A 21,031-nucleotide genomic window follows, 5' to 3' on the forward strand; every position below is an offset into this window, starting at 1 on the left:
TACTTACAATAGTTAAACATATAACATTTTGAATTCATTTTGTTTTTTTTAATTAATTCTCAATAATTAGATATAGGGTTTTTCTTAACCTAGGTGTTTTTTGTTTAGTTTTAAAACTTAAACCTAATATTAACTATTTTTTATGAAAAAATTTACACTACTGATCTTCGTGTCATTACTGTCAATTTGCGGTTATTCTCAGCTCGCTCCGGAGAGTTTTGAAGACGCTTGGACAGGCACTCCTGCAGCGCCTCCCGGATGGACAGTTATCAACGAAGTGGGCCCTGCTGTAACATGGGTCAGAAGCACTGCCGGCAGCAGTACAACTCCGCCAAATACAGGAGATTATGCTGCTTACTTAAATAAGGAGAACGTTGGACCTAACAATCCTGCTCCTAAAGACTGGCTTATTACACCTTATTTTAATATGCCTACCAATGGTATATTACGTTTTTACTCAAGACTTACAACTCCTGGCGATCAGGGCGGTATTTATAAAGTAAAAATTTCGACTGATTCAGATCCTTCTAACCTTGCCAGTTACACTGACTTGCAAACCTGGACTGAAACCAGCTTAAATCCTGTACAAACAGATTATATTGAAAAAGTTATTACATTACCTGCAATTTCAGGATCTGTTCATATTGCTTTTGTTATGGAAGGTAATAATATGGATAGATGGCTGATTGATGATGTAAAAGCTGTATCGCAATGTTTTGCACCGGCAACTATTTTAGCCTCTAATCCTACTCTGGATTCCATTGACATTGACTGGATAAATACAGGCGGAGCAGTATCCTGGAATATAGAAATAATTCCCGATTATGCAGCACCTACAGGAAATGGAGAAATTTATAACGGACAGCCTCCTTTTACAAAATCAGGACTTTTGCCCGATACAAGCTACAAGATATATATAAAAGCTATATGTAGCGATTTGGGTACTAGTGAAGCTATTGGCCCTGTATTTTTTGAAACTGCTGCACTCGGTGAAAGCTGCAGCGATCCGTTAGTTATAAGCTCTCTACCTTTTACAACTACCAACAACACCGTAAACTTTGCAGACAACTATAATGGTTCACCCGGCTCTACAGGATGCAGCACAACATCATCATATCTTTCGGGTAATGATGTGGTTTATGCCTACACCCCTACTGCAGACGGAAATATTAACATTAGCCTAACCAATAATGGTACAGGATCAGGAATGTTTGTATATGAAAATTGTGCCGATATTGGCAACACGTGTATAGCAGGTGGTACAGGAAATTCAACACCAATCGTTGTGCCTTCTTTAGCAGTTACTGCAAATAACACTATTTATATAGTTATATCAAGTAACTCTTCTGCGCCTTCAACCGCTTATACATTAACAATACAACAAGTATTTTGCGATGCTCCTACCGGTCTGGCTGCAGGCAATCCAACAGCAACGTCTGCCGATTTATCGTGGGCAGCAGGTACTGCAACAGCCTGGCAGATAGCAGTGCAGGATGTAGGTGCAGGAATACCGCTTGGAAACGGCCAAAATGTAACTTTAAATACTAATGTAACTGTAACACAAACAGCTGCAGGAGTAGCATTTACACCGGCAAGCAGTTATGAATATTATGTTAGGGCTAATTGTGGAGATGGAAATTATAGTATATGGTCAGGGCCATTTACTTTCAGCACAACCCAAATACCTGCTACTCTTAATTATACTCAGGACTGGGAAACAACACCTTCAGGATGGACGTTAAGCAATGCAGGCCAGGTTAACAAATGGTATATTGGCAGTGCTACCAGTAATGGTGGTTCTCAGTCATTATATATCAGTAACGATAATGGCGTAACAAATGCTTATACAACAAATGCTCAGTCTGTGGTACATGCTTACAGAGATATACAGATTCCTACAGGTGTAAACCAGCTTAATTTGTCTTTTGACTGGAAAACAATAGGAGAAAGTGGATGGGATTTTATAAAGGTATTTCTTGTTCCTGTAACATTTACACCTACAACCGGTACACAGATAACAGAATCGGCCACAAATAAAAAAATCGGCGGTGATTTAAATATGGGTCCTGCCTGGACTACATTTAATGGAGTTATAGATGCTTCTGCATACGCTAATACAACCATGAGGCTTGTATTTCAATGGAGAAATGATACTTCTGGGGGAGCCCAGCCTCCGGCCGCTATAGATAATATTAATTTTTCTATTATAACATGTCCGGCTCCAACAGCACCTGTAATTGCAGCAAATACGCTTACAAGTAATGAGGTAACTGTAAACTGGACTGCTCCTACCCCTGCTGCATCACAATATGATTATTATTTAGGTACTACCCAAACAGCACCAAATGATGCTACTACACCAACAGGTACTTCCAACACAACCAGTGCAACAATTTCTTTAACCCCGTCAAATTCATATTATTTCTGGGTAAGGGCAAATTGCGGGCCTGGTGATACAAGTACTTGGGCCGGTCCATTAGCTTTCGTAGCTCCTCAGATTCCTGCTGCTATGGATTATACCCAAAATTTTGATTTAGGGCCACATGGATGGGCTTTAAATAATGGAACGCAGGTAAATAAATGGGCTGTAGGTACGGCTACAAGCAACAGTGCCTCTAGTTCATTATATATTACAGAAGATAATGGTGCAACAAATACTTATAATATCAATGCTGGATCTGTAGTTCAGGCTTACAGAGATATACAAATGCCGGCAACATTAGACCAGGTAGAACTTAGTTTTGACTGGAAAAATAATGGCGAAAATAACATTGATTATTTTAGAGTATGGCTTGTACCAACAGATTATGTACTTAATCCCGGGACGCAAATAACTGCTAATACTGCACAGGGACGCATACAGATTGGCGGTAACTTTATGCAAAATACAGACTGGACAACATTTAGTAATGTAATACAGGCATCAACTTTTGCAGGTACTGTGAGAAGATTAGTATTTGAATGGAGAAATAATACCGCAACAGGAGCTCAGGCACCCGCAGCGATTGACAATATTAACTTTAAAGTAATTACTTGTCCTCAGCCGTCAAATTTAGCTTTAACGGCTTTAAGCCAGACTGAAGCTACTTTTACATGGACAGCTCCGGTTTCAGGAGCACCTGGGTATGAGTACTATATATCTACAGATACTACTCCGCCTACAGCTACTACTACGGCAACAGGCAGCACTACACCTGCTACAGTTACAGTGAGTGATCTTCCTACTTCTACTCAACATTATATATGGGTTAGAAGCAGTTGTAGTACAACAGATAAAAGCTACTGGATTGGTCCCTTGAGTTTTATAACCCCTCAAATACCTGCGGCTATGGATTATACGCAGAATTTTGATAATGGTGCGCATGAATGGCAACTTGTAAATGGTACACAGGCAAATAAATGGGTAGTTGGCAGTGCTGTTAGCAAAAGTCCTTCTAACTCATTATATATATCTAATGATAACGGAGTAAACAACGGCTATACAGTTACATCAGCATCAATAGTGCATGCTTATAGAGATATTACTTTCCCTGCAGCCATAGATGATGCTTTATTGTCTTTTGACTGGAGAAATGTTGGCCAGTCTTTTGATGATTATTTTACCGTATGGTTAGTTCCTGTAGATTTTAATCCTACAACAGGAACACAAATTACTGCCGATACGGCTACAGGACGTGTAAGACTTAGTGGAACAACATATTATGAGAATTCTGTATGGCTTACTGAAAATATCACTTTTGATGCCAGTGCATATCAGGGTCAGACAAGAAGGCTGATATTTGAATGGAGAAATTCTGCTTTTAGCGGTACTCAGCCACCGGCAGCAATAGATAATATTAGTTTGTCTAAAATTACCTGTCCTGTGCCATCAAACCTGGCTATGACTTCTAATAATGCAATAGGTGTATCATTCTCATGGACCCCACCTACTTCAGTAACACCAACGTATGATTATTATTATACAACATCACTTACACCTCCTTCTGCTACTACAACGCCTTCAGGCAATGTGCCTACTCCGGCAGTAACGCTTTCAGGGCTTCCTGATTCTTCTAACTTTTACTTCTGGGTAAGAGATAATTGCGGACCCGGTGATACAAGTTTATGGATAGGCCCATTAGAGTTTAATACACCACAAGTAGCGTCTCCGGTTAATTACACTCAAAATTTTGATGATAATACATATGGCTGGACAATAACAAACGGTAACCAGACTAATAAATGGGTTGTAGGTACTGCTACCAGCAACAGTCCGGGTAAATCGTTATATATTAGTAACACATCTGGCGAAACTAATAATTATAATATTTCAGCAGGATCTGTAGTACATGCTTATAAAGACCTTATCATCCCGGCTACTGCAGGAGATATAGATTTTACTTTTGACTGGAAAAATATGGGTGAAACCTTTGGTTCTGACTTTATAAGAGTATGGCGTGTACCTACTACCTTTGTTCCTACACCTGGTACACAAATAACTGCTGCTGCGGGTGAAAGAGAAACAATAGGCGGAACACTTTACAATAATGGAAACTGGACAACCGCAAGCTATATATTAGACGGTACTGCTTTTGCAGGTACTAATATCCGTTTAGTATTTGAGTGGGTAAATAATACATTTACCGGAACACAGCCTCCGGGAGCTATAGATAATATAGATTTTTCTATTATTACATGTCCTAAACCTACAGCTTTAGATGTAGCTGACATAACAGAAACAGGAGCTACTTTTAACTGGACAGAAACGGGAAGTGCAACTGCATGGGAAGTTTATGTGATCCCTGCTGGTCAGCCAGCACCTACAAATGAAAGTATAGGTGTAGAAGCTTCTTCTAATCCTCTTGTTTATACAACGCCTGCACTTCAGCCGTCAACAAATTACTTTTATTATGTAAGATCTGTTTGTGATACAGATGATAAGAGCAAATGGGCAGGGCCTTATTCGTTTAAAACAGCAATTGCAAATGACGAATGTACAGGTGCATACACACTTACTGTAAACCCTGTTGATCATGATTGTGAATCTTTTAGTGTAACTTCTTACCTTGGTGCAACAGCATCTCCACAACCATTTGAATGTGGTGGTGTAAACGGAGCAGATATTTGGTTTGAATTTGTAGCTACTTCAGAGATACATAATATCGAACTTTCAGAATTTGCCGCAATAGGTACACCATCTCCTATAGTAATTGCATTATATCAGGGAGAGCAGTGCGGATCACTTTTACAGGTTGATTGTAGTAGTACCAATGTATTAGTTGCCAAAAACCTAATGCCGGGCGCTACATACAAAGTAAGACTATATATAAATAAAACTCCGGCCGATTTAAATACATCATTTAAAGTTTGTATTAATACTCCGCCACCACCTGCTTCTGTTAATCAGAGTGCATGTACAGTAACTACTATTAATTATAGTTTTGAGAATCCGGTTCCGGTTCCGGTTGTACCTCCGTCACCATATCCGGCAATGGTTAATCATAATACTGTACAAGGATGGAGAACAACTGCATCTGATGAGATTATGGAATTCTGGCCAACTCCAAACTATGAAGGAGTACCTGCCTATGATGGCAATCAGTTCGTAGAACTAAACGCCAATTTAGTTTCCGGTCTTTACCAGGATTATTCTACGCCGCAAAGTACAACTTTCACATACAGTTTTGCTCACAGAGGAAGAATGGGTACAGATAGTTGTAAACTATTGGCGGGACCTCCGGGAGGGCCATATATAGAAGTAACCGATGCAACAACACCTAATACAGGATGGCAGGTTTATACAGGAACATATACAACTCCGGCATCACAGCCTGTAACACGTTTTATATTCCAGTCTGCATCTACATATAATGGAGATGGCAGTGTTGGTAACTTCCTTGATGCTATTGAGTTTACAGCAGATAATGGTGTACTTTCAGTAACCCCAAGTGCTTTAACCTGTATCGATAATACAACTACTGTTGTAGCATCAGGTTCGGGAGAATGGAGTGCTCATGCTGATAATCCTGGAGAAACGGTAATTGCAGATGCAGAAAGTAACACAACTACCATTAGTGGCTTTACTGCAAGCGGTACGTACAGATTTGACTGGACTACACAGTATTGCAGCAGCACCATAGAAGTAACTTATGATAATGGAAATGTAGCAGAACCTGTAGTTGTTGCTACTGTTGATTATTGTGTTGGTGAAACTGCTGTACCTTTAACAGCCACACCACTTGCCAATCATACTATTAACTGGTACACTGTAGCAACAGGAGGTACTGCTGATACTACAGCGCCAACACCCGATACATCTCTAAGTGGCGTTACAGTATATTATGTGTCTCAGCAATCTGCACTTAATTGTGAAAGCGCAAGAGTACCAATTACTGTTACAGTTCACGAAATTCCGGGTATGCCTGCAGTGCCGGTTACAGCGATAGAATATTGTGAAGACACGGTGGCAACACCTCTTGTAGCCAATGCTCTTGCGGGTAATACACTAAACTGGTATACAGTTGCAACAGGCGGAACTGCATCAACAACAGCTCCAACGCCTGATACTTCTGCAGCAGGTGAATTACATTATTATGTAAGTCAGGTTTCTGCATATTCATGTGAAAGCCCAAGAGCAGAAATTGTAGTTACAATTAATGCTTCTGTTGTTCCTCAAACTGATTTTACATTTAATGTAAGCAGTGTTTGTGTTGAAGATACTAACCCGGTAGTTGTTCCTTCTGCAGGATTTGTAACAGGCGGTGTTTATTCTGCTGGTGCAGGATTAGTTATTAATCCTTCAACCGGAGAAATAAATCTTAATGCAAGTACTCCGGGAACATACACGGTTACTTATACAGTAGCTCCTAGCCCTGCTGTATGTAACATTGGTCATTCCTCTACTACACAAATAACTATTACGCCGCTTGCACCTGCTGAAACAGGCTTCTCTTATAATGCAATGGTATGTAAGGGTGCAGGAAACCAAACTCCTAATTTTAACGCAGGCTTTACAGCTGGAGGTACATTTACCGCAGATGCGGGGCTAGTTATTGATCCTGCAACAGGAGTTATTGATGTTGCTGCAAGTACTGCAGGTGACTACACAATAACTTATACAGTAGATCAGGATGTTCCAAATTGTATTGCTGGAGGTTCGCATACCGAAACTATAAAAATTAGCGAGGTGTTTACCCCTGTAACTGATTTTGATTATGATAATAGTTTCTGTTATGGAGCAGCCGATGCAACACCTAACCTTGCGGCAGACTTTACAAGCGGAGGTACATTTAGTGGTACCAACGGGCTTGTAATTGATCCTGCAACAGGTGTAGTTAATGTTGCTGCAAGTACATCCGGAACGCATACAGTTACTTACACATTTACAGGAGATTCTGTAAACTGTATTGGTAGCGGATCGGATAGCTATACATTTACAATTGGAAGCGAATTTAATTTTGGTCTTGAAGGTGAATGTCAGGGCAATGCATTTGTTATTACAGCAACACCTGAAAATGGAAGCTTTGATGACAATTCTGCTGTAACTTTTGAATGGGCTACAGCAACAGGTGCTTCTGTAGGAACTGACAGGGATGCATTTAATGTATCTGATTATGTGAACAGTACTCCTGAAGATGATATATTCCCTATGGAATTTGTACTTACCGTTACTATCAATGGATGTGAAACTACCAGATCATATATTGTTGATGGTATAGGATGTACAATACAAAAAGGTATATCGCCTAACGGAGATAATATGAACGATAATTTTGATCTTCAGTACATGGGGGTTAAAAAACTATCAATCTTTAACCGTTACGGACAAGAAGTTTATACTAAAGGAAACTATACTAATGAGTGGCATGGACAAGGCAGCAACGGAGACGAACTGCCTACAGGTACTTATTATTATGTTATTGAGCGCTCTGCAGGTGGAACTGACACCGGCTGGATATACATTAACAGACAGGAATAGTTACTTTAATAAGATAAAAAGGCTGCCCATTGGCAGCCTTTTTTGATTTATAAAAATTGAATTAGTCTATTTTGATAGGTCATTGGAAAATTTAGAGAATAATTTTATTTATTTAAATATTTTTAAAGAAATAATATTATTCCAGTAATCCTTCAAGTGTAACATATTCATTATTAATTGCGTAAATAATCAACCCGATCATATTTTTACATTCTGTTTTGCGAAGTAAATTATTTCTGTGCCCTTCAACAGTCCTTGCACTCAAAAACAGTTTTTCAGCTATCTCTGCCCCGCTATATTGCTGACAAATTAATTTTAAAACTTCTATTTCTCTATTTGTAAGCTGCTCGTCGAGGAACCTGCTTTTTATTTTTTTCTTAGGTGATATTAAATATTCATGAATTACCTGCAATACTTCATCATTATAATAAAATCCATTAGCGTAAACCTCATTAATAGTGGCCATTAATTCCTGAGGAGTAGTATTTTTAACCAGATAAGATGCCGCTCCAACATCAATCATATTGGCAATAAATGATTTTGTATTATAACTTGTGAGTGCAATTATCCTGACTTCAGGAAATTCTTCATGAATTATTTTTGTAGCTTCTACGCCATTTAAAACAGGCATTTTAAGATCAATAATTACAATATCCGGATTTGTATTATTATGCTTATTTTCCCTTAAAAAACAAACAAGCTCTTCACCATTTGACGCTTCAAAAACTATATCAATATTCTTTTTACGCTGCAGCAAAAAAGATATTCCTTTCCTGAATAAAACTTCATCATCTGCTAAAGCAATTTTAATATTTTCCATAAGCTAAAAATTAAAATTCACATTTGTGCCTTTATTTATAACAGAATCAATAGTCATTGTACCCTGCAAAAAAATAATCCTGCTTTCTATATTTTTCATTCCAAGCCCTTTCTTTACTTGGGGACTTTTTACGTCAAAACCTTTACCATTATCAGAATAATTACAGACTATTTTACCATTCTCTTCTTTAAATGTTAATGATACTGCGGTAGCTTTTCCGTGCCTTAAGGAATTATTCATAAGTTCCTGTATAATTCTGAAAACATGGAGATGCCTGTTTTTGTCATCATCATTAAATTTAACTTCATTTTCAAAATTTACAGCTATAGACTTACTGCTATTGAATTCAAAACATAATTCTTCAAGACCGGCATGCAGACCAAATTTATCAAGAACTGGCGGCAGTAAATCGTGAGCTATCCTCCTGGAATTATCTAAAGCTTTTGTAACAAGGTTTATTATAGTGACTGTTATATCTGATATTTCTTCCGCATTTAAATCTGGAGTAGTTAATAAATGACTATTTAGAGATACAATATTCAGTTTAGAGCTTATATCGTCATGCAGATCCTGTGCTATCCTCTTCCGTTCTGTTTCCTGTACTTCTAAAGTTGCATTGATAAGATCTTTTTGGTAATCTAATTCGAGTGTTTTTTTCTCTAATTCCTTTTGTATAATCTTCTTTTTAGAAAAGTAAAAGAACAGGAGCAATAAAATACTCATGAAGAACATTAAAAAAATACCTGCTATTACTATCAGTCCTGTTTCGTTGGTTTTAGATAAAAGGTCTGTTTCCATTCCCATAAAATTAGTAATTGATAAGCTATAAACAATAATGCGTTTATTTTCCAGATGAACATACTGATTTTTACGTTGAATGACACTATTGACGCAGCAGAAACAAAAATTAGCGAGCTACTTATCAGGTAAATAAATATCCCTACCACGACATAATGAAAAGGTAGTTTTTTAGATATAAGTTCTAATAGATATACAACACTATAAGCTACAAGAGTACAGGTTGTAATTAATAAACCAAGCGGATTAAAAGTATAATATAAAGCCGGATTATATATATACTGGCCAATAGCCATTATTGTAATTATTATAGAAATGTACTTAACAGCAGTTTTTATTTTGGAACTTACAGTATCAAATAAGAAATAAAAAAAACAACTCAGGAACACAAACTGAAAGAAAAGATAATAGCTGGACAAAAAATGATTATTTATATTTTTTTTTCCAAGCCATATATTTAATGACTGAATACCAAAAATAGCTATTAAATATAATGCAAAACACCTGTAGGCTTTGCCTTGTTTAGCAAAACCTAACAGGTATATAACTGCATTTAATAATAATATTGAAAGACCTATGTAAGATAAAATTCTTAGTTCAGCCATTTATCATAATTTAGTTTAACGGACTTGAAGGATCACATGCATTAGGACATGGCATAGTCATATCATAAACGCTATTATCCCCTACCGACCTGCCCGGAAGCATATCATAGTAAGTATTTGTGGCTGCATCATATTTTGTACCAACAAACATAAGTTTTTCCACACCGTTATCGTCAACGCCCAGATAGCCTCTTACTGCATCTACCTGTTCAGTTAAAACTTCCAGCAAATCTACTTTAGGAATAACAAAAGCATGAAGTTCGCGGTGAGCATTATACGTTCCTTCTTCTCCTCTCCATCTTGCTGCATATCTTTCGGCGTCTTGTAATGGAATTGTGTTTTCTTTTTTACTCATAATTTTAATATTTAAGGTTTATAGTTGATTTGCTTATTTTACACAAAATGGTCATTCTGATTTTAGGCGAAATTACATTTTTCAATAAAAATACTTCATCATCAAAGATAAAATAATTATTAAACATTTACTTCCTGACTGTGTTTTCCTACATAATTTATCAACACATTTTAATGTAAATTATTGTAATTGTCTAATATGTTGACAAGAACATATTTAAAACGATTATAAATATTTTAAGTTTTTAATAAAATCAGGTAAAAATACGCGGTAAAAAAACAGGTAAATACCCGCTAAAATCACAATTTAACATAAAGTATGTTAGCCTTTTGAATTGGCAGGCTGAATTTATATTACAAATTAAAAGCGTATTTATTCGGGACAGATCGAAAGTAGGTATATATAAAAACATAAAATCAACTAATATTAAATAAAATGAAAACAACTAATTATTTAAAAAAAGCAGGCTTTACAGCACTGGCCCTCTCATTTTGCTCGCTAACTATAGTGTCCTGCAAAAAAGATAAAGATGGTGAATCAGAAAAAGGTGATAAAGAAATTGCTGAAATAAAACCTCAGGACTTTCCTTCTGATTTAGGAATTGAAGGATTTAATTTTCCGGAAGATTCTACAACTATTTATACATGGCTTAATAAACAGGATACAGTTAGTATTACAAAACATGCCTGGGGTATCTGGGCTGGTTTAACTGCTAAAACAGGTCAGATGTATGGAGAGGATTCTCTATATGTTTTTGAAACATGGCTGGGTGTTAAAGAACTGGCTGATCTGTCTGCTGCAGGTAAAAAAGATGGGGGCTGTACTCCTATAAAAAAAGAAAGAACACAGTTAAACATTCCAAGACAGTTTATACATGCACAATTTCTTAAAGATAAAGATTCTGTAAAAGCAGAACTTACATCTGATGTATTTGAAACTGTTTCATACAACCCTCAGGCAGCCTGCCATGCCACCAAAAATTTAATTTTTAATCAGTCAGAACTGGATAAATATAAAGTGAAAGAGGGTATAGGAACAATACCGGGTTTCCCAGCCGATGCTATAACTACAAAACCAACTTATTATGCCGGAAAACCTGATGAAAATGGACTTATAAGGGTACCTGTATGGCCCGGAACACCAAACCCGGCAAAAGTGTTCGGTTACAAAATGTGGAATACTTATGTATATGCTGATACAAAAAACAGACAGCCAAAAAATAAAGTATTAGTTCCGGTAACTTCAAAAACTCCTACTAAAGAAGAAATAGAAAAAGCAACCTGTAACGTAAGCGACTTTATTAATTATAAACTGGATAATAAAGCCGCTGTATATCTAAATCTGCATGAAGATAAAGGCAGTACAAATTTTAAAGCCGGAGATATAGTGTTGCTGGTAGCTATGCACGTAGGTACTAAAGAAATAAGCAACTGGACATGGCAGACTTATTTTTGGAGTTCAAACCAAAATGCACCATTATTTCCAAGTTCATCTTTTGAAGCAGGTTTAATGCCGGCACAGGTAAAAGGTGCTGCAAAGCACTATGCAGTATCTTCTGCTTATGCAATGGTATGGCCTAACCAGCCAATTAATGGTGGTACAAATACTAATGTAAAACCGATTATTGCCTTTAATCCATATTTGGAGGCAGGTCTTACGGGAGTAAACCTTCCAAACAAACTTAATCCTTCATACAAATATGGTGTACAAACCAACTGTATGGCATGTCATGCAGTGGCTACAGCACAAGGAAATATTAGTTATACCACAGACCAATATATAAGCATGGACGACAAAACTTTATTTACCAACCAGGTACAGCTTGACTTTGCATGGTCTATTCAGGGAAATATAAATCCTAAAAAATAAAAGTGTAGAAAATATATTTTAACACTCTAAAGAGGAAAATCAGGTAAAAACACCTGATTTTATCTCTTTTCAAATCTTTAATTTCGTTTTTACAAACAGACTAATAACCAATAAATATTTACAATTATGGAAGAAATGATCGGTGTTATCAAACTATTTGCTGGCAATTTTGCGCCAAGAGGATTTATGTTATGCCAGGGACAAATCCTGTCAATATCTCAAAATACAGCTTTATTTGCTATTTTAGGAACTACATATGGCGGAAATGGAGTTTCAACTTTTGCTTTGCCTGATTTGAGAAGCAGGGTGCCCATGGGTGAAGGACAAGGACCTGGTCTTAGCGATTATGCATTAGGCGAAATGTCAGGCTCTGAAAATACTACTATCCTAACATCAAACATGCCGCCACATACCCATATGGAGGCTGGCATAAAAGTTAGTTCAGCAAACGCTACAGAGAGTGTTGCTACACAAGGATCTGCCATAGCTTCACCAGGTTATTATGAAGGTAGAACTTTTACTCCATCCCTTGGATTTGTTAATGCAACGCCTGATGTACAGTTGTCAACAGGAATGAATCAAACGGGAATAACAGGGTCAGGTATTCCTATTAATAACCTTCAACCATTCACTACGTTAAATTATATTATTTGTGTAGAGGGTATTTTTCCACCGAGACAATAAGATTATCTAACATTATAAATCCATTTAGGCACTTCACTAAAATCATAGGTTAATTGAATATTTTTAAAACCTCTTAAATTATATATTGAAGTAATACAATAAGGATTAGTAATTAAGGACTCTGCTGTTTTTAATACTATATCTTCAAATATTGTAATTGTAGTAAAAACACATATATCAGGAGAATTAGTGAAATCAAGTGGAAGATTGTAAAATTTACTCGTAATACAGGTAGCATTCGTAAGGAAACCTTTAAAAAGATCCTTTTGTATTGTAAACAATCTGTCAACAAATTTACGGTGTTCATAGGGTTGCAAATTATTGCAGCCCTTTAATGCATCAGGATTATTTTTTAAAAAAGGTTCTTTGGCAAAATAAGTATATGCTAAATCTATATGAATTTCCTGAGGAATTAGCATAGTGTGGGAAGGCGTTTGTGACATGATATTTTTTACTATTGCCACTTGTGGTTCACTGGTAAGGCCATAATGCATAGTTTCAGTTATCACAAGATCTACAATAAAATCAGATGGTATATTGTATGTCGTAGCATCAGCAATAATGAATCTATAACTCAAATTTTCCAAACCAAGTATTGAAATAAGCTTTTTAAGAAATTTTATAGAAGTATCATTAATATCAAGAAAAATTATGTTAATTTTATTAAATTGAGTTAATAAAGGTAATAATAATGTCGCATAGGGACCAGTACCTGCATACAGTATATTAACAGGCCTACGGGGAAATAAATTATGGAGTTTTGTAATTGCTTTAAACGTACCTTTAAGGAATAAGGCAGTTCGCATATAATCATCTAAGCAATTAGCTGCATGCAAACCCGACAAAGCTACACCTCCTTTAATAGTGATTTGATTATCATCTGATAAATTATATATATTAATTTCATTATAAAAAGAAGAAAGCAGCTGTGTGCTAAGTATAATGTCGCTTTCTGTTCTTGCTTTAAGAATAGACTTAACAATAGAGTTCAGTTTTTTTATATACATTAATTCTTTAAATAGTTTTAAGAGAAAACCTACCGAATAATAAACAAATATAAACCAAACGTTAGAAAAAATGATGAAATATTACTTACAACTTATTTTTTTATTTCTTAGCATGCATTTTATTAATGCACAAACAACAGAAAATTTTGAAGCTGAATCCGTAGGGTCAAGTATTTTAATCAATGGATTTACTATAACCAGCCAAATAGGGCTTTTTGATATATATCAGCTTAACGGTACAGGATGGAATGGTATTTCTGCAGATAATAAATATATTGACAACTCCAGTAATGTCTCCCCGCCAGGAGGAAAACAATTTACAGTGTCCAGAACTAATGGAGCTTCATTCACATTAAAAAGTGTATGGCTATATTTAGCTACATCTAATGCAATGGGTCTTAATGTTACCGGAAGCTGTAGCATAACAGGTAAGTTGGCAGGAGCAACACAATATACTGCAACGCAAACAGGATTTGTAGCTAATACAAGTACTAATAATGGGTTTACATTTATAAATATGGCTTCGTATGGTGGTAATAATAATTCAAATACTACTATCGATTCATTTATAATAACAACTACAGGTGATATAGATTATATTGCTATGGATGCTTTAACATGGCAGGCGCCAACCTCTGTTGTTAATTCATCTGTATCAAATTTAAATAATTTTACAACCTGTTCAGGTAATGCATCAGCAGCACAAAGCTTTACTGTTTCCGGTAGCAGTCTTACTGCTAACTTAATTGTTACAGCTCCTGCGGGTTACGAGGTTTCTACTTCCTCGGGTAGTGGTTACGGAACAACGATTGCACTTACCCCTAGTAGTGGTACTGTAAGTACAACAACAATTTATGCACGATTGGCCGCAAATGCAACAGGCGATCCGTCGGGTAATATTACTGTTACATCCACAAGTGCTACAACCAAAAATATAACTGTAACAAGTACTATCAACTCACCTCCATCCATAAGTATTCAGCCGTCTGACAGTACAATATGCACTGTAGGTAATAATACATTATTTAGCGTTACAGCATCGAATGCTACAGGCTATCAATGGCAGGTAAATTCAGGCTCAGGATTTACTAACATTAGTAATGTAACTCCTTATTCGGGCACAACTACTGCAACTTTAACATTAATGGCTCCTGCTTCAACTTTAAACAATTATCAATATAGGGTGATTGTTTCAGGAGCTTGTACTCCCAATGCTACTTCAAATGCAGCAACACTTAAAATTTCTAGTCTATCAGCATCTATAAGTTCACAGACCAATGTTTCTTGTAACGGCGGATCAAACGGATCAGCTACTGTAACGGCAACTGGAGGAATAGGTACACTTACTTATTCATGGGCACCTGCAGGCGGAAGCAATGCTACAGCCTCCGGTCTCTCAGCGGGTTCTTATACTGTTACAGTGACCGATGCTAACGGGTGCACTGTAACAGCTACAGCAAATATAACTCAGCCTACTAGTGCTGTTTCAGGAACAACGGTTGTAACCAATCTTACCTGCAACGGTGCTAACACCGGTGCTATTAACCTGACACCTACGGGTGGTACAGGACCATATACTTTTAACTGGGGCGGAGGTATTACTACGGAAGACAGAACAGGACTTGCAGCCGGTTCCTATTCGGTAACTATTACCGATGATAATGGTTGTACAGGTATTGTAAATGCTACGGTTACACAGCCTACAGCTATTACTGCTTCTATAACTTCACAGACCAATGTAGCATGCAACGGCGGAGCAAACGGCTCGGCTACTGTAACCGCAACAGGGGGTACAGGGACACTTACCTATTCATGGGCACCTTCAGGGGGTACGGCCGCTACAGCTACAGGACTTACTAACCGCTTCAGGGGGTACAGGCACACTTACCTATTCATGGTCACCTTCAGGGGGTACTGCCGCTACAGCTACAGGGCTTACTGCCGGTACATATACCGTAACTATTACAGATGCTAACGGATGTACGGCTACACAATCGGTTACTATTACTGAGCCTGATGCTTTAATTGCCACTATTACTGCACAGAATAACATTATTTGTAATGGTGGTGCAAATGGATTTGCTACTGTAACAGTAGTTGGAGGTGTTGCTCCATATACCTATGCATGGTCGCCATCAGGAGGTACGGCTGCTACTGCTACAGGGCTTGATGCTGGTACTTATACCGTAACAGTAACCGATGCAAACGGCTGTACAGTTTCTCAGTCAGTTACTATAACAGAACCTGAACCATTACAGGCCTCTATATCTCAAACTAATGTTTCATGTTATGAAGCTGTTGATGGTATGTTAGGAGTAAATGTATCTGGCGGAGCTGAACCTTATACCTATACCTGGACTCCTGCTGTTAGTACAGGTCCTAATGCGGAAAATCTTACTGCAGGAAATTATAGTGTCATAATTACAGATGCAAACGGCTGTTCAACGTTAAGGAATTTTAGCCTTACCCAGCCTGATGAATTAATTGTAACTACTACTGCAACAGATGCAGGTTGTAATGGAGGAAACGATGGATCTGCTGAGGCTACTGTAACAGGAGGAACTGCCCCTTATAGCTATTCATGGTCGCCTTCAGGAGGAGATAATGCTACAGCTACAGGACTAATTGCAGGAACATATACTGTAACAGTTACCGATGATCACGGATGTTCATCAACTTCTACAGTAACAATTAATGAGCCTTTGGCTATATCTATTCTTTCACAGCCTGAAGATGTAACAATAACAACAGGCCTAAGTGCAACTTATAGTGTTGATGCAATTAATGTAGACAGCTATCAATGGCAATATAGTGAAGATGGTAATAACTGGATGAATATTACAGATGGAGGAGCTAACCCTGAATATTCAGGAGCAACTACTGCTACACTTACAGTTGTTAATATACCTGCAAATTATAATGGATATGTATTTAGAGCTGAACTAATCAACGGTAATAACTGTATTGCAACATCTGATGCTGCAATGCTTACAGTAACTAATATACTTGAAGCTGTAAATGATGATTTTAGTACATCTCCTATTATTGAAGGTACAGCAGGTATTGCTGGCGATGTAACTGCTAATGATTTATTTAACAGCCTGCCTGTTAACGATATGGATATTATAATATCGATTACTGATGATGGTGGACTTACAGGAGTTACTGTAGATAACGACGGTAACATAATGATACCTGATACTGCTACAGAGGGAACATATACAATTATATATTCTATTTGCGATGTAAATAATTCAACAAACTGTAGTACCGCTGAAGTAATAATTGTAGTATCTGCACTTTCAGGAACTGATGAATTCAGAGAGATAAAACTTACTTTGTATCCTAATCCGGCCACAACAGAAGTATTTATTAAAATTCCTGATTTTTCAGGTTATAACAACTTAAAAGTTGCCGTTTATGACTTACATGGCAGACTGGTAAAAGAAAATCATTTAACATCGGAACTTGAAGGTATAGATGTTACCAACTTAGAATCAGGAGTATATTTATTCAATATAACATCTGATACAGGAAAGGTTACAAAACGAGTTATAATCGATAAAAAAGCTTACTAAGCTTTATAAATAATAAAACTATATTTAAGAAACATCCTCAATTATGAGGATGTTTTTTTATGCTGTAATGATAACCAAAACCTTTCTTTAATATAACACAGGCTTTATATAAGTTTTTAGACTTTTGTTTTAAAAACAAATGAAACTAATCTGTTTTTCTTATTTAATTATAGCCTCTCTCCTACCTTGTTCTATAAAGGCACAAACAGATATAAATGGTTTACAGATAGCTTTTTTAGCAGATGTACATTTACAGGATTTATATGGAAACTTTAGCGATAATAATTATACCGGAATAATTAATCCGAAAAATGGCAAACCTGTACTTTTAAGGACAATGGAATCTCAGCTACATTCCACACGAATTTTCAATGAAAATTATTTTGCATTTCTTTCTGCACTCGACGATATTGCAAAAAGAGGAATACATTTAGTAGCCTTACCCGGCGATTATACTGACGACGGTCAGCCTATACATTTAAGAGGACTGCAACACATACTGAATGAGTATACCAGAAAGTATGGAATAGAATTTTTTATTACTACCGGCAATCATGATCCTGTAGGGCCTTTTGCACAACCTGCAGGGAAAAATGATTTTTTGGGTTTAGGAGGAGAACAACAAGCTATTTTCAGCGGTAGCGATATATATAAATCGTCTAATGATGAATTACCTGTTGTAATAACAAAAGATATTGCCAAAATGGGCTACGACGATATAATCGAATATCTGAAAAACTTTGGTTTTTACCCTAAAGAAAATTATAAGTATTGGGCGACTCCTTTTAGTTTTTACACACCTGAAGATTACTCTTATTCAAAAGCAATAAATCAAAGTGCAATTTCAAACAGAATGTATGAAGTAGCACCCGGATATACTGTACCGGATGTTACCTATGTTGTTGAACCTGTTGACGGACTTTGGCTATTGGCTTTAGATGGAAATGTTTATATACCTAAATCGAATAGTAATGGCGACTCAAAAAATCCTAAAAATTATTCGGGAGCAAATCTTGGTTATAATAACGTTTTAACAAATAAAAAACACCTTATAAACTGGGTAAAAAAAGTTGCCGAAGAAGCAGAAAAAAAAGGCAAGATTCTTATTGCCTTTAGCCACTACCCTATGGTTGATTTTAATGACGATGCATCTAATGAAATTGAAGCTTTTATGGGACGCGGTAAATGGCAACTTGAAAGAGTTCCTGAAGAAGAAGTGGCTAAAACATTTGCTGATGCAGGTATTAAAATTCATTTTGGGGGGCATATGCATATTAACGATACCGGAATAAGAACATATAAAAACGGTAAAACACTACTGAATATTCAAACTCCATCATTAGCTGCTTATATACCCGCTTATAAATTACTTACTATAAAAAATAAAACCGAACTTGAAATAGAAACTATTGTTGTTGATACCGTTGAAAGATATAATGAGCTTTTCGAATTATATCAGATGGAACACGATTATCTGAAAACAAAAAATGATAATAACATTTGGAATGAAGACATATTAGAAACTAAAAGTTATCATGAATTTACAGATTACCATCTTAGTGAATTAGTAAGGCTCCGGTTTTTACCGGATGACTGGCCTGCAAACTTTAAAAATTTTCTATGTGATATTTCCGGAGATGACTTGTTAGTTTTAGCTAATATTGAAAGTAATGAGCCTTTTGAAAAATTATTAAGCAATAAAACCAAATATAAAAAAGAATGGACAAAAGCATTGTACAAAACAAAAAAGCAACTGAGTAAAAATCACATTGGAATAAATGATCTTAAGACCTGGAAAGGTATTGATATGATAACTGATTTTTACAGAATTCGCAGCGCAGACAGGTTAGCTATTAAGGATATTGGTACAAATCGTATAAATCAGTACTTATTAATTTATAATGCTTTTTATGAGAATAAAAGAAATACTTCTGTTAGAGGTGAAACTTATAAAAATACCGGCCTGTTTTTATCTATACTTTATAAATTTTTAAATGGTGCTCCTGCAGGACACTTCAAGGTTAACATAGAAACAGGTATTCTTGAAAATCTTGATAAATAAATAATTTGGCAAATCAATTTTCTTAAAAATAAAGCCGCCTAAAAAATCTTCAGGCGGCTTCTTCAATCTGGTTTCGTGTTTTTATTTTGTTCCTATAATAGGATTAATTCTCTCATATTTTCCATCATCAAATTTTACCTGATATGTTGTAGGAAATAATTTTCCCGGAATATAATAATCTGTAGTAATAATTTGTGCTCCGGATTTTTTAGCTGCTTCAAAAGTACTGTAATCATTATTACGAGCCTGAACTGTACCTATATCTGCACGGGTGCGGATAATATAACCTTTCATAACTAAATCAGGTATAGTAGTATCAAGAGCATCATTTCTAAACATAGCTGCAGCCTCCGGTGTGCCAGGCTCAGCATTTACAAAGGCTACACGCCCTTTCAATGACGGATGTCTTTCCATATACATTTTCATTTTGTTTTTGCTGTCATCAAGAAGGAAAAAGAATTTGCCTTTGGCATGTTTAAGATCTGGCCAGTTATTTTTCAAAACAGCTTCTTCCAGTGTAGTATATTTCCCTCTTACCATATCAGGAGTAATTAGTTTATCTGAACCAAGATTTTTTCTTATTACCGAATCTACCTCATCAAACAATTTTGGCGTAAAAGCTTCAGGAGTGGTTCCGAACTGATTTGTATAACCATCTTTGGGCTCAAGTGTAATAAAAACCGGTAAATGTCCCGGGTGTTCATCAGACCATTTTCTAAGCATTTGCAGACAGGCTTCAAAAGTTAATACTGAACTTCTGAAATCTACATCAACCATATGTATCAATTTAAATCCCGGTTTATTCATTTCACCTTTAGGATCATATTCTTTTTCAGGTTTTACCAAATCTAATCCTTTTGGATGAGCATACTTCCCTCCTTTTGAATCTGCATAAATATCAATTTCAAGATTATGAAGTCCAAGATTAAGCTGATCTGTTATAGCAATATGTTCATATTGAACACCTGAAATAGCAGAGTCTTTCTTATATATCATTTTATACAATTCAGGTTCTATAGCATTTTTGTAGCTATTGTGAGAACCTATAATCTGTAATTGATTAAGTTTTAAATTATCATTATAGACGTTTTGAGCAAAAGTCACTGTAGATAATAAGGCTGTAAAAGCCATAAAAATTGATTTCATAAATGTATAATGTTTGTAGTGTATAGAAATTTTTGGTGCCAGAACATGAAGATTAACAATAATAAAATTGGTACAGGCGCAAATGTAAATTGATAAGGTTAATTTTTTGTTATTCTAAAAAAAACAAACTACAACCTGTATGTAACATTT

Annotated in this window: 12 protein-coding genes; 6 read left to right on the forward strand and 6 right to left on the reverse strand. The window is 36.2% G+C overall.

The window, feature by feature from the left end; all coding sequences use genetic code 11:
• The first annotated feature begins 142 nt into the window (after positions 1-142).
• On the forward strand, positions 143-7,957 hold the full coding sequence (locus NHE85_RS15850) for a gliding motility-associated C-terminal domain-containing protein (protein WP_252813114.1): 7,815 nt from the start codon (positions 143-145) through the stop codon (positions 7,955-7,957).
• A 136-nt stretch (positions 7,958-8,093) separates the two neighbouring features.
• Here the strand turns inward: NHE85_RS15850 and NHE85_RS15855 are convergent, their stop codons facing one another.
• Genes NHE85_RS15855 through NHE85_RS15870 form a run of 4 tightly spaced genes read right to left on the reverse strand, consistent with a single transcriptional unit; the run spans position 8,094 to position 10,535 of the window.
• Entirely contained in the window at positions 8,094-8,777 is a 684-nt protein-coding gene (locus NHE85_RS15855) for a response regulator transcription factor (protein WP_252813115.1), read from the reverse strand.
• 3 nt (positions 8,778-8,780) lie between these two features.
• Positions 8,781-9,575 (reverse strand): sensor histidine kinase, encoded by a 795-nt coding sequence (locus NHE85_RS15860; RefSeq protein WP_252813116.1) that lies wholly within the window; start codon positions 9,573-9,575, stop codon positions 8,781-8,783.
• Positions 9,533-10,180 (reverse strand): hypothetical protein, encoded by a 648-nt coding sequence (locus NHE85_RS15865; RefSeq protein WP_252813117.1) that lies wholly within the window; start codon positions 10,178-10,180, stop codon positions 9,533-9,535. The genes NHE85_RS15860 and NHE85_RS15865 overlap by 43 nt, the downstream gene beginning before the upstream one ends.
• A 10-nt stretch (positions 10,181-10,190) precedes the next feature.
• The gene (locus NHE85_RS15870; protein ID WP_252813118.1) at positions 10,191-10,535 is read right to left on the reverse strand and encodes a hypothetical protein; all 345 of its coding nucleotides are present in this window, start codon (positions 10,533-10,535) and stop codon (positions 10,191-10,193) included.
• A 435-nt stretch (positions 10,536-10,970) separates the two neighbouring features.
• Here NHE85_RS15870 and NHE85_RS15875 point away from each other — a divergent pair, with 435 nt between their 5' ends.
• Positions 10,971-12,404: a hypothetical protein gene (locus NHE85_RS15875; protein ID WP_252813119.1), complete on the forward strand. Its 1,434-nt coding sequence runs from the start codon at positions 10,971-10,973 to the stop codon at positions 12,402-12,404.
• A gap of 135 nt (positions 12,405-12,539) precedes the next feature.
• A complete protein-coding gene (locus NHE85_RS15880; RefSeq protein WP_308219367.1) occupies positions 12,540-13,088 on the forward strand; it encodes a tail fiber protein in 549 nt (182 codons plus the stop codon).
• Between the two features lie 2 nt (positions 13,089-13,090).
• On the opposite strand, the gene NHE85_RS15885 is transcribed toward NHE85_RS15880, so the two are convergent.
• The gene (locus tag NHE85_RS15885; protein WP_252813121.1) at positions 13,091-14,095 is read right to left on the reverse strand and encodes a hypothetical protein; all 1,005 of its coding nucleotides are present in this window, start codon (positions 14,093-14,095) and stop codon (positions 13,091-13,093) included.
• Between the two features lie 70 nt (positions 14,096-14,165).
• Here NHE85_RS15885 and NHE85_RS15890 point away from each other — a divergent pair, with 70 nt between their 5' ends.
• The 3 genes from NHE85_RS15890 (at position 14,166) to NHE85_RS15900 (ending at position 19,735) form a co-directional block, all read left to right on the forward strand.
• Positions 14,166-16,070 carry a hypothetical protein gene (locus tag NHE85_RS15890; RefSeq protein WP_252813122.1) on the forward strand — a complete coding sequence of 635 codons (1,905 nt, stop codon included), beginning with the start codon at positions 14,166-14,168 and terminating at the stop codon, positions 16,068-16,070.
• Positions 16,071-16,128: 58 nt separating this feature from the next.
• Positions 16,129-17,673, forward strand: a complete 1,545-nt coding sequence (locus NHE85_RS16810) for a T9SS type A sorting domain-containing protein (protein WP_374676581.1) — start codon at positions 16,129-16,131, stop codon at positions 17,671-17,673.
• 139 nt (positions 17,674-17,812) lie between these two features.
• Positions 17,813-19,735 carry a metallophosphoesterase gene (locus NHE85_RS15900; RefSeq protein ID WP_252813124.1) on the forward strand — a complete coding sequence of 641 codons (1,923 nt, stop codon included), beginning with the start codon at positions 17,813-17,815 and terminating at the stop codon, positions 19,733-19,735.
• Positions 19,736-19,816: 81 nt separating this feature from the next.
• Here the strand turns inward: NHE85_RS15900 and NHE85_RS15905 are convergent, their stop codons facing one another.
• Positions 19,817-20,881, reverse strand: a complete 1,065-nt coding sequence (locus tag NHE85_RS15905; protein ID WP_252813125.1) for a phosphatidylinositol-specific phospholipase C1-like protein — start codon at positions 20,879-20,881, stop codon at positions 19,817-19,819.
• Between the last annotated feature and the right edge of the window lie 150 nt (positions 20,882-21,031).

Source organism: Flavobacterium sp. NRK1 (assembly GCF_024054175.1).
Lineage (GTDB): Bacteria > Bacteroidota > Bacteroidia > Flavobacteriales > Flavobacteriaceae > Flavobacterium.

Bases quoted from the DNA above. Each gene is read 5' to 3' on its own strand.
- NHE85_RS15850 (WP_252813114.1), top strand. From the start codon at position 143: ATGAAAAAATTTACACTACTGATCTTCGTGTCATTACTGTCAATTTGC.
- NHE85_RS15855 (WP_252813115.1), bottom strand. From the start codon at position 8,777: ATGGAAAATATTAAAATTGCTTTAGCAGATGATGAAGTTTTATTCAGG.
- NHE85_RS15860 (WP_252813116.1), bottom strand. From the start codon at position 9,575: ATGGAAACAGACCTTTTATCTAAAACCAACGAAACAGGACTGATAGTA.
- NHE85_RS15865 (WP_252813117.1), bottom strand. From the start codon at position 10,180: ATGGCTGAACTAAGAATTTTATCTTACATAGGTCTTTCAATATTATTA.
- NHE85_RS15870 (WP_252813118.1), bottom strand. From the start codon at position 10,535: ATGAGTAAAAAAGAAAACACAATTCCATTACAAGACGCCGAAAGATAT.
- NHE85_RS15875 (WP_252813119.1), top strand. From the start codon at position 10,971: ATGAAAACAACTAATTATTTAAAAAAAGCAGGCTTTACAGCACTGGCC.
- NHE85_RS15880 (WP_308219367.1), top strand. From the start codon at position 12,540: ATGATCGGTGTTATCAAACTATTTGCTGGCAATTTTGCGCCAAGAGGA.
- NHE85_RS15885 (WP_252813121.1), bottom strand. From the start codon at position 14,095: ATGTATATAAAAAAACTGAACTCTATTGTTAAGTCTATTCTTAAAGCA.
- NHE85_RS15890 (WP_252813122.1), top strand. From the start codon at position 14,166: ATGATGAAATATTACTTACAACTTATTTTTTTATTTCTTAGCATGCAT.
- NHE85_RS15900 (WP_252813124.1), top strand. From the start codon at position 17,813: ATGAAACTAATCTGTTTTTCTTATTTAATTATAGCCTCTCTCCTACCT.
- NHE85_RS15905 (WP_252813125.1), bottom strand. From the start codon at position 20,881: ATGAAATCAATTTTTATGGCTTTTACAGCCTTATTATCTACAGTGACT.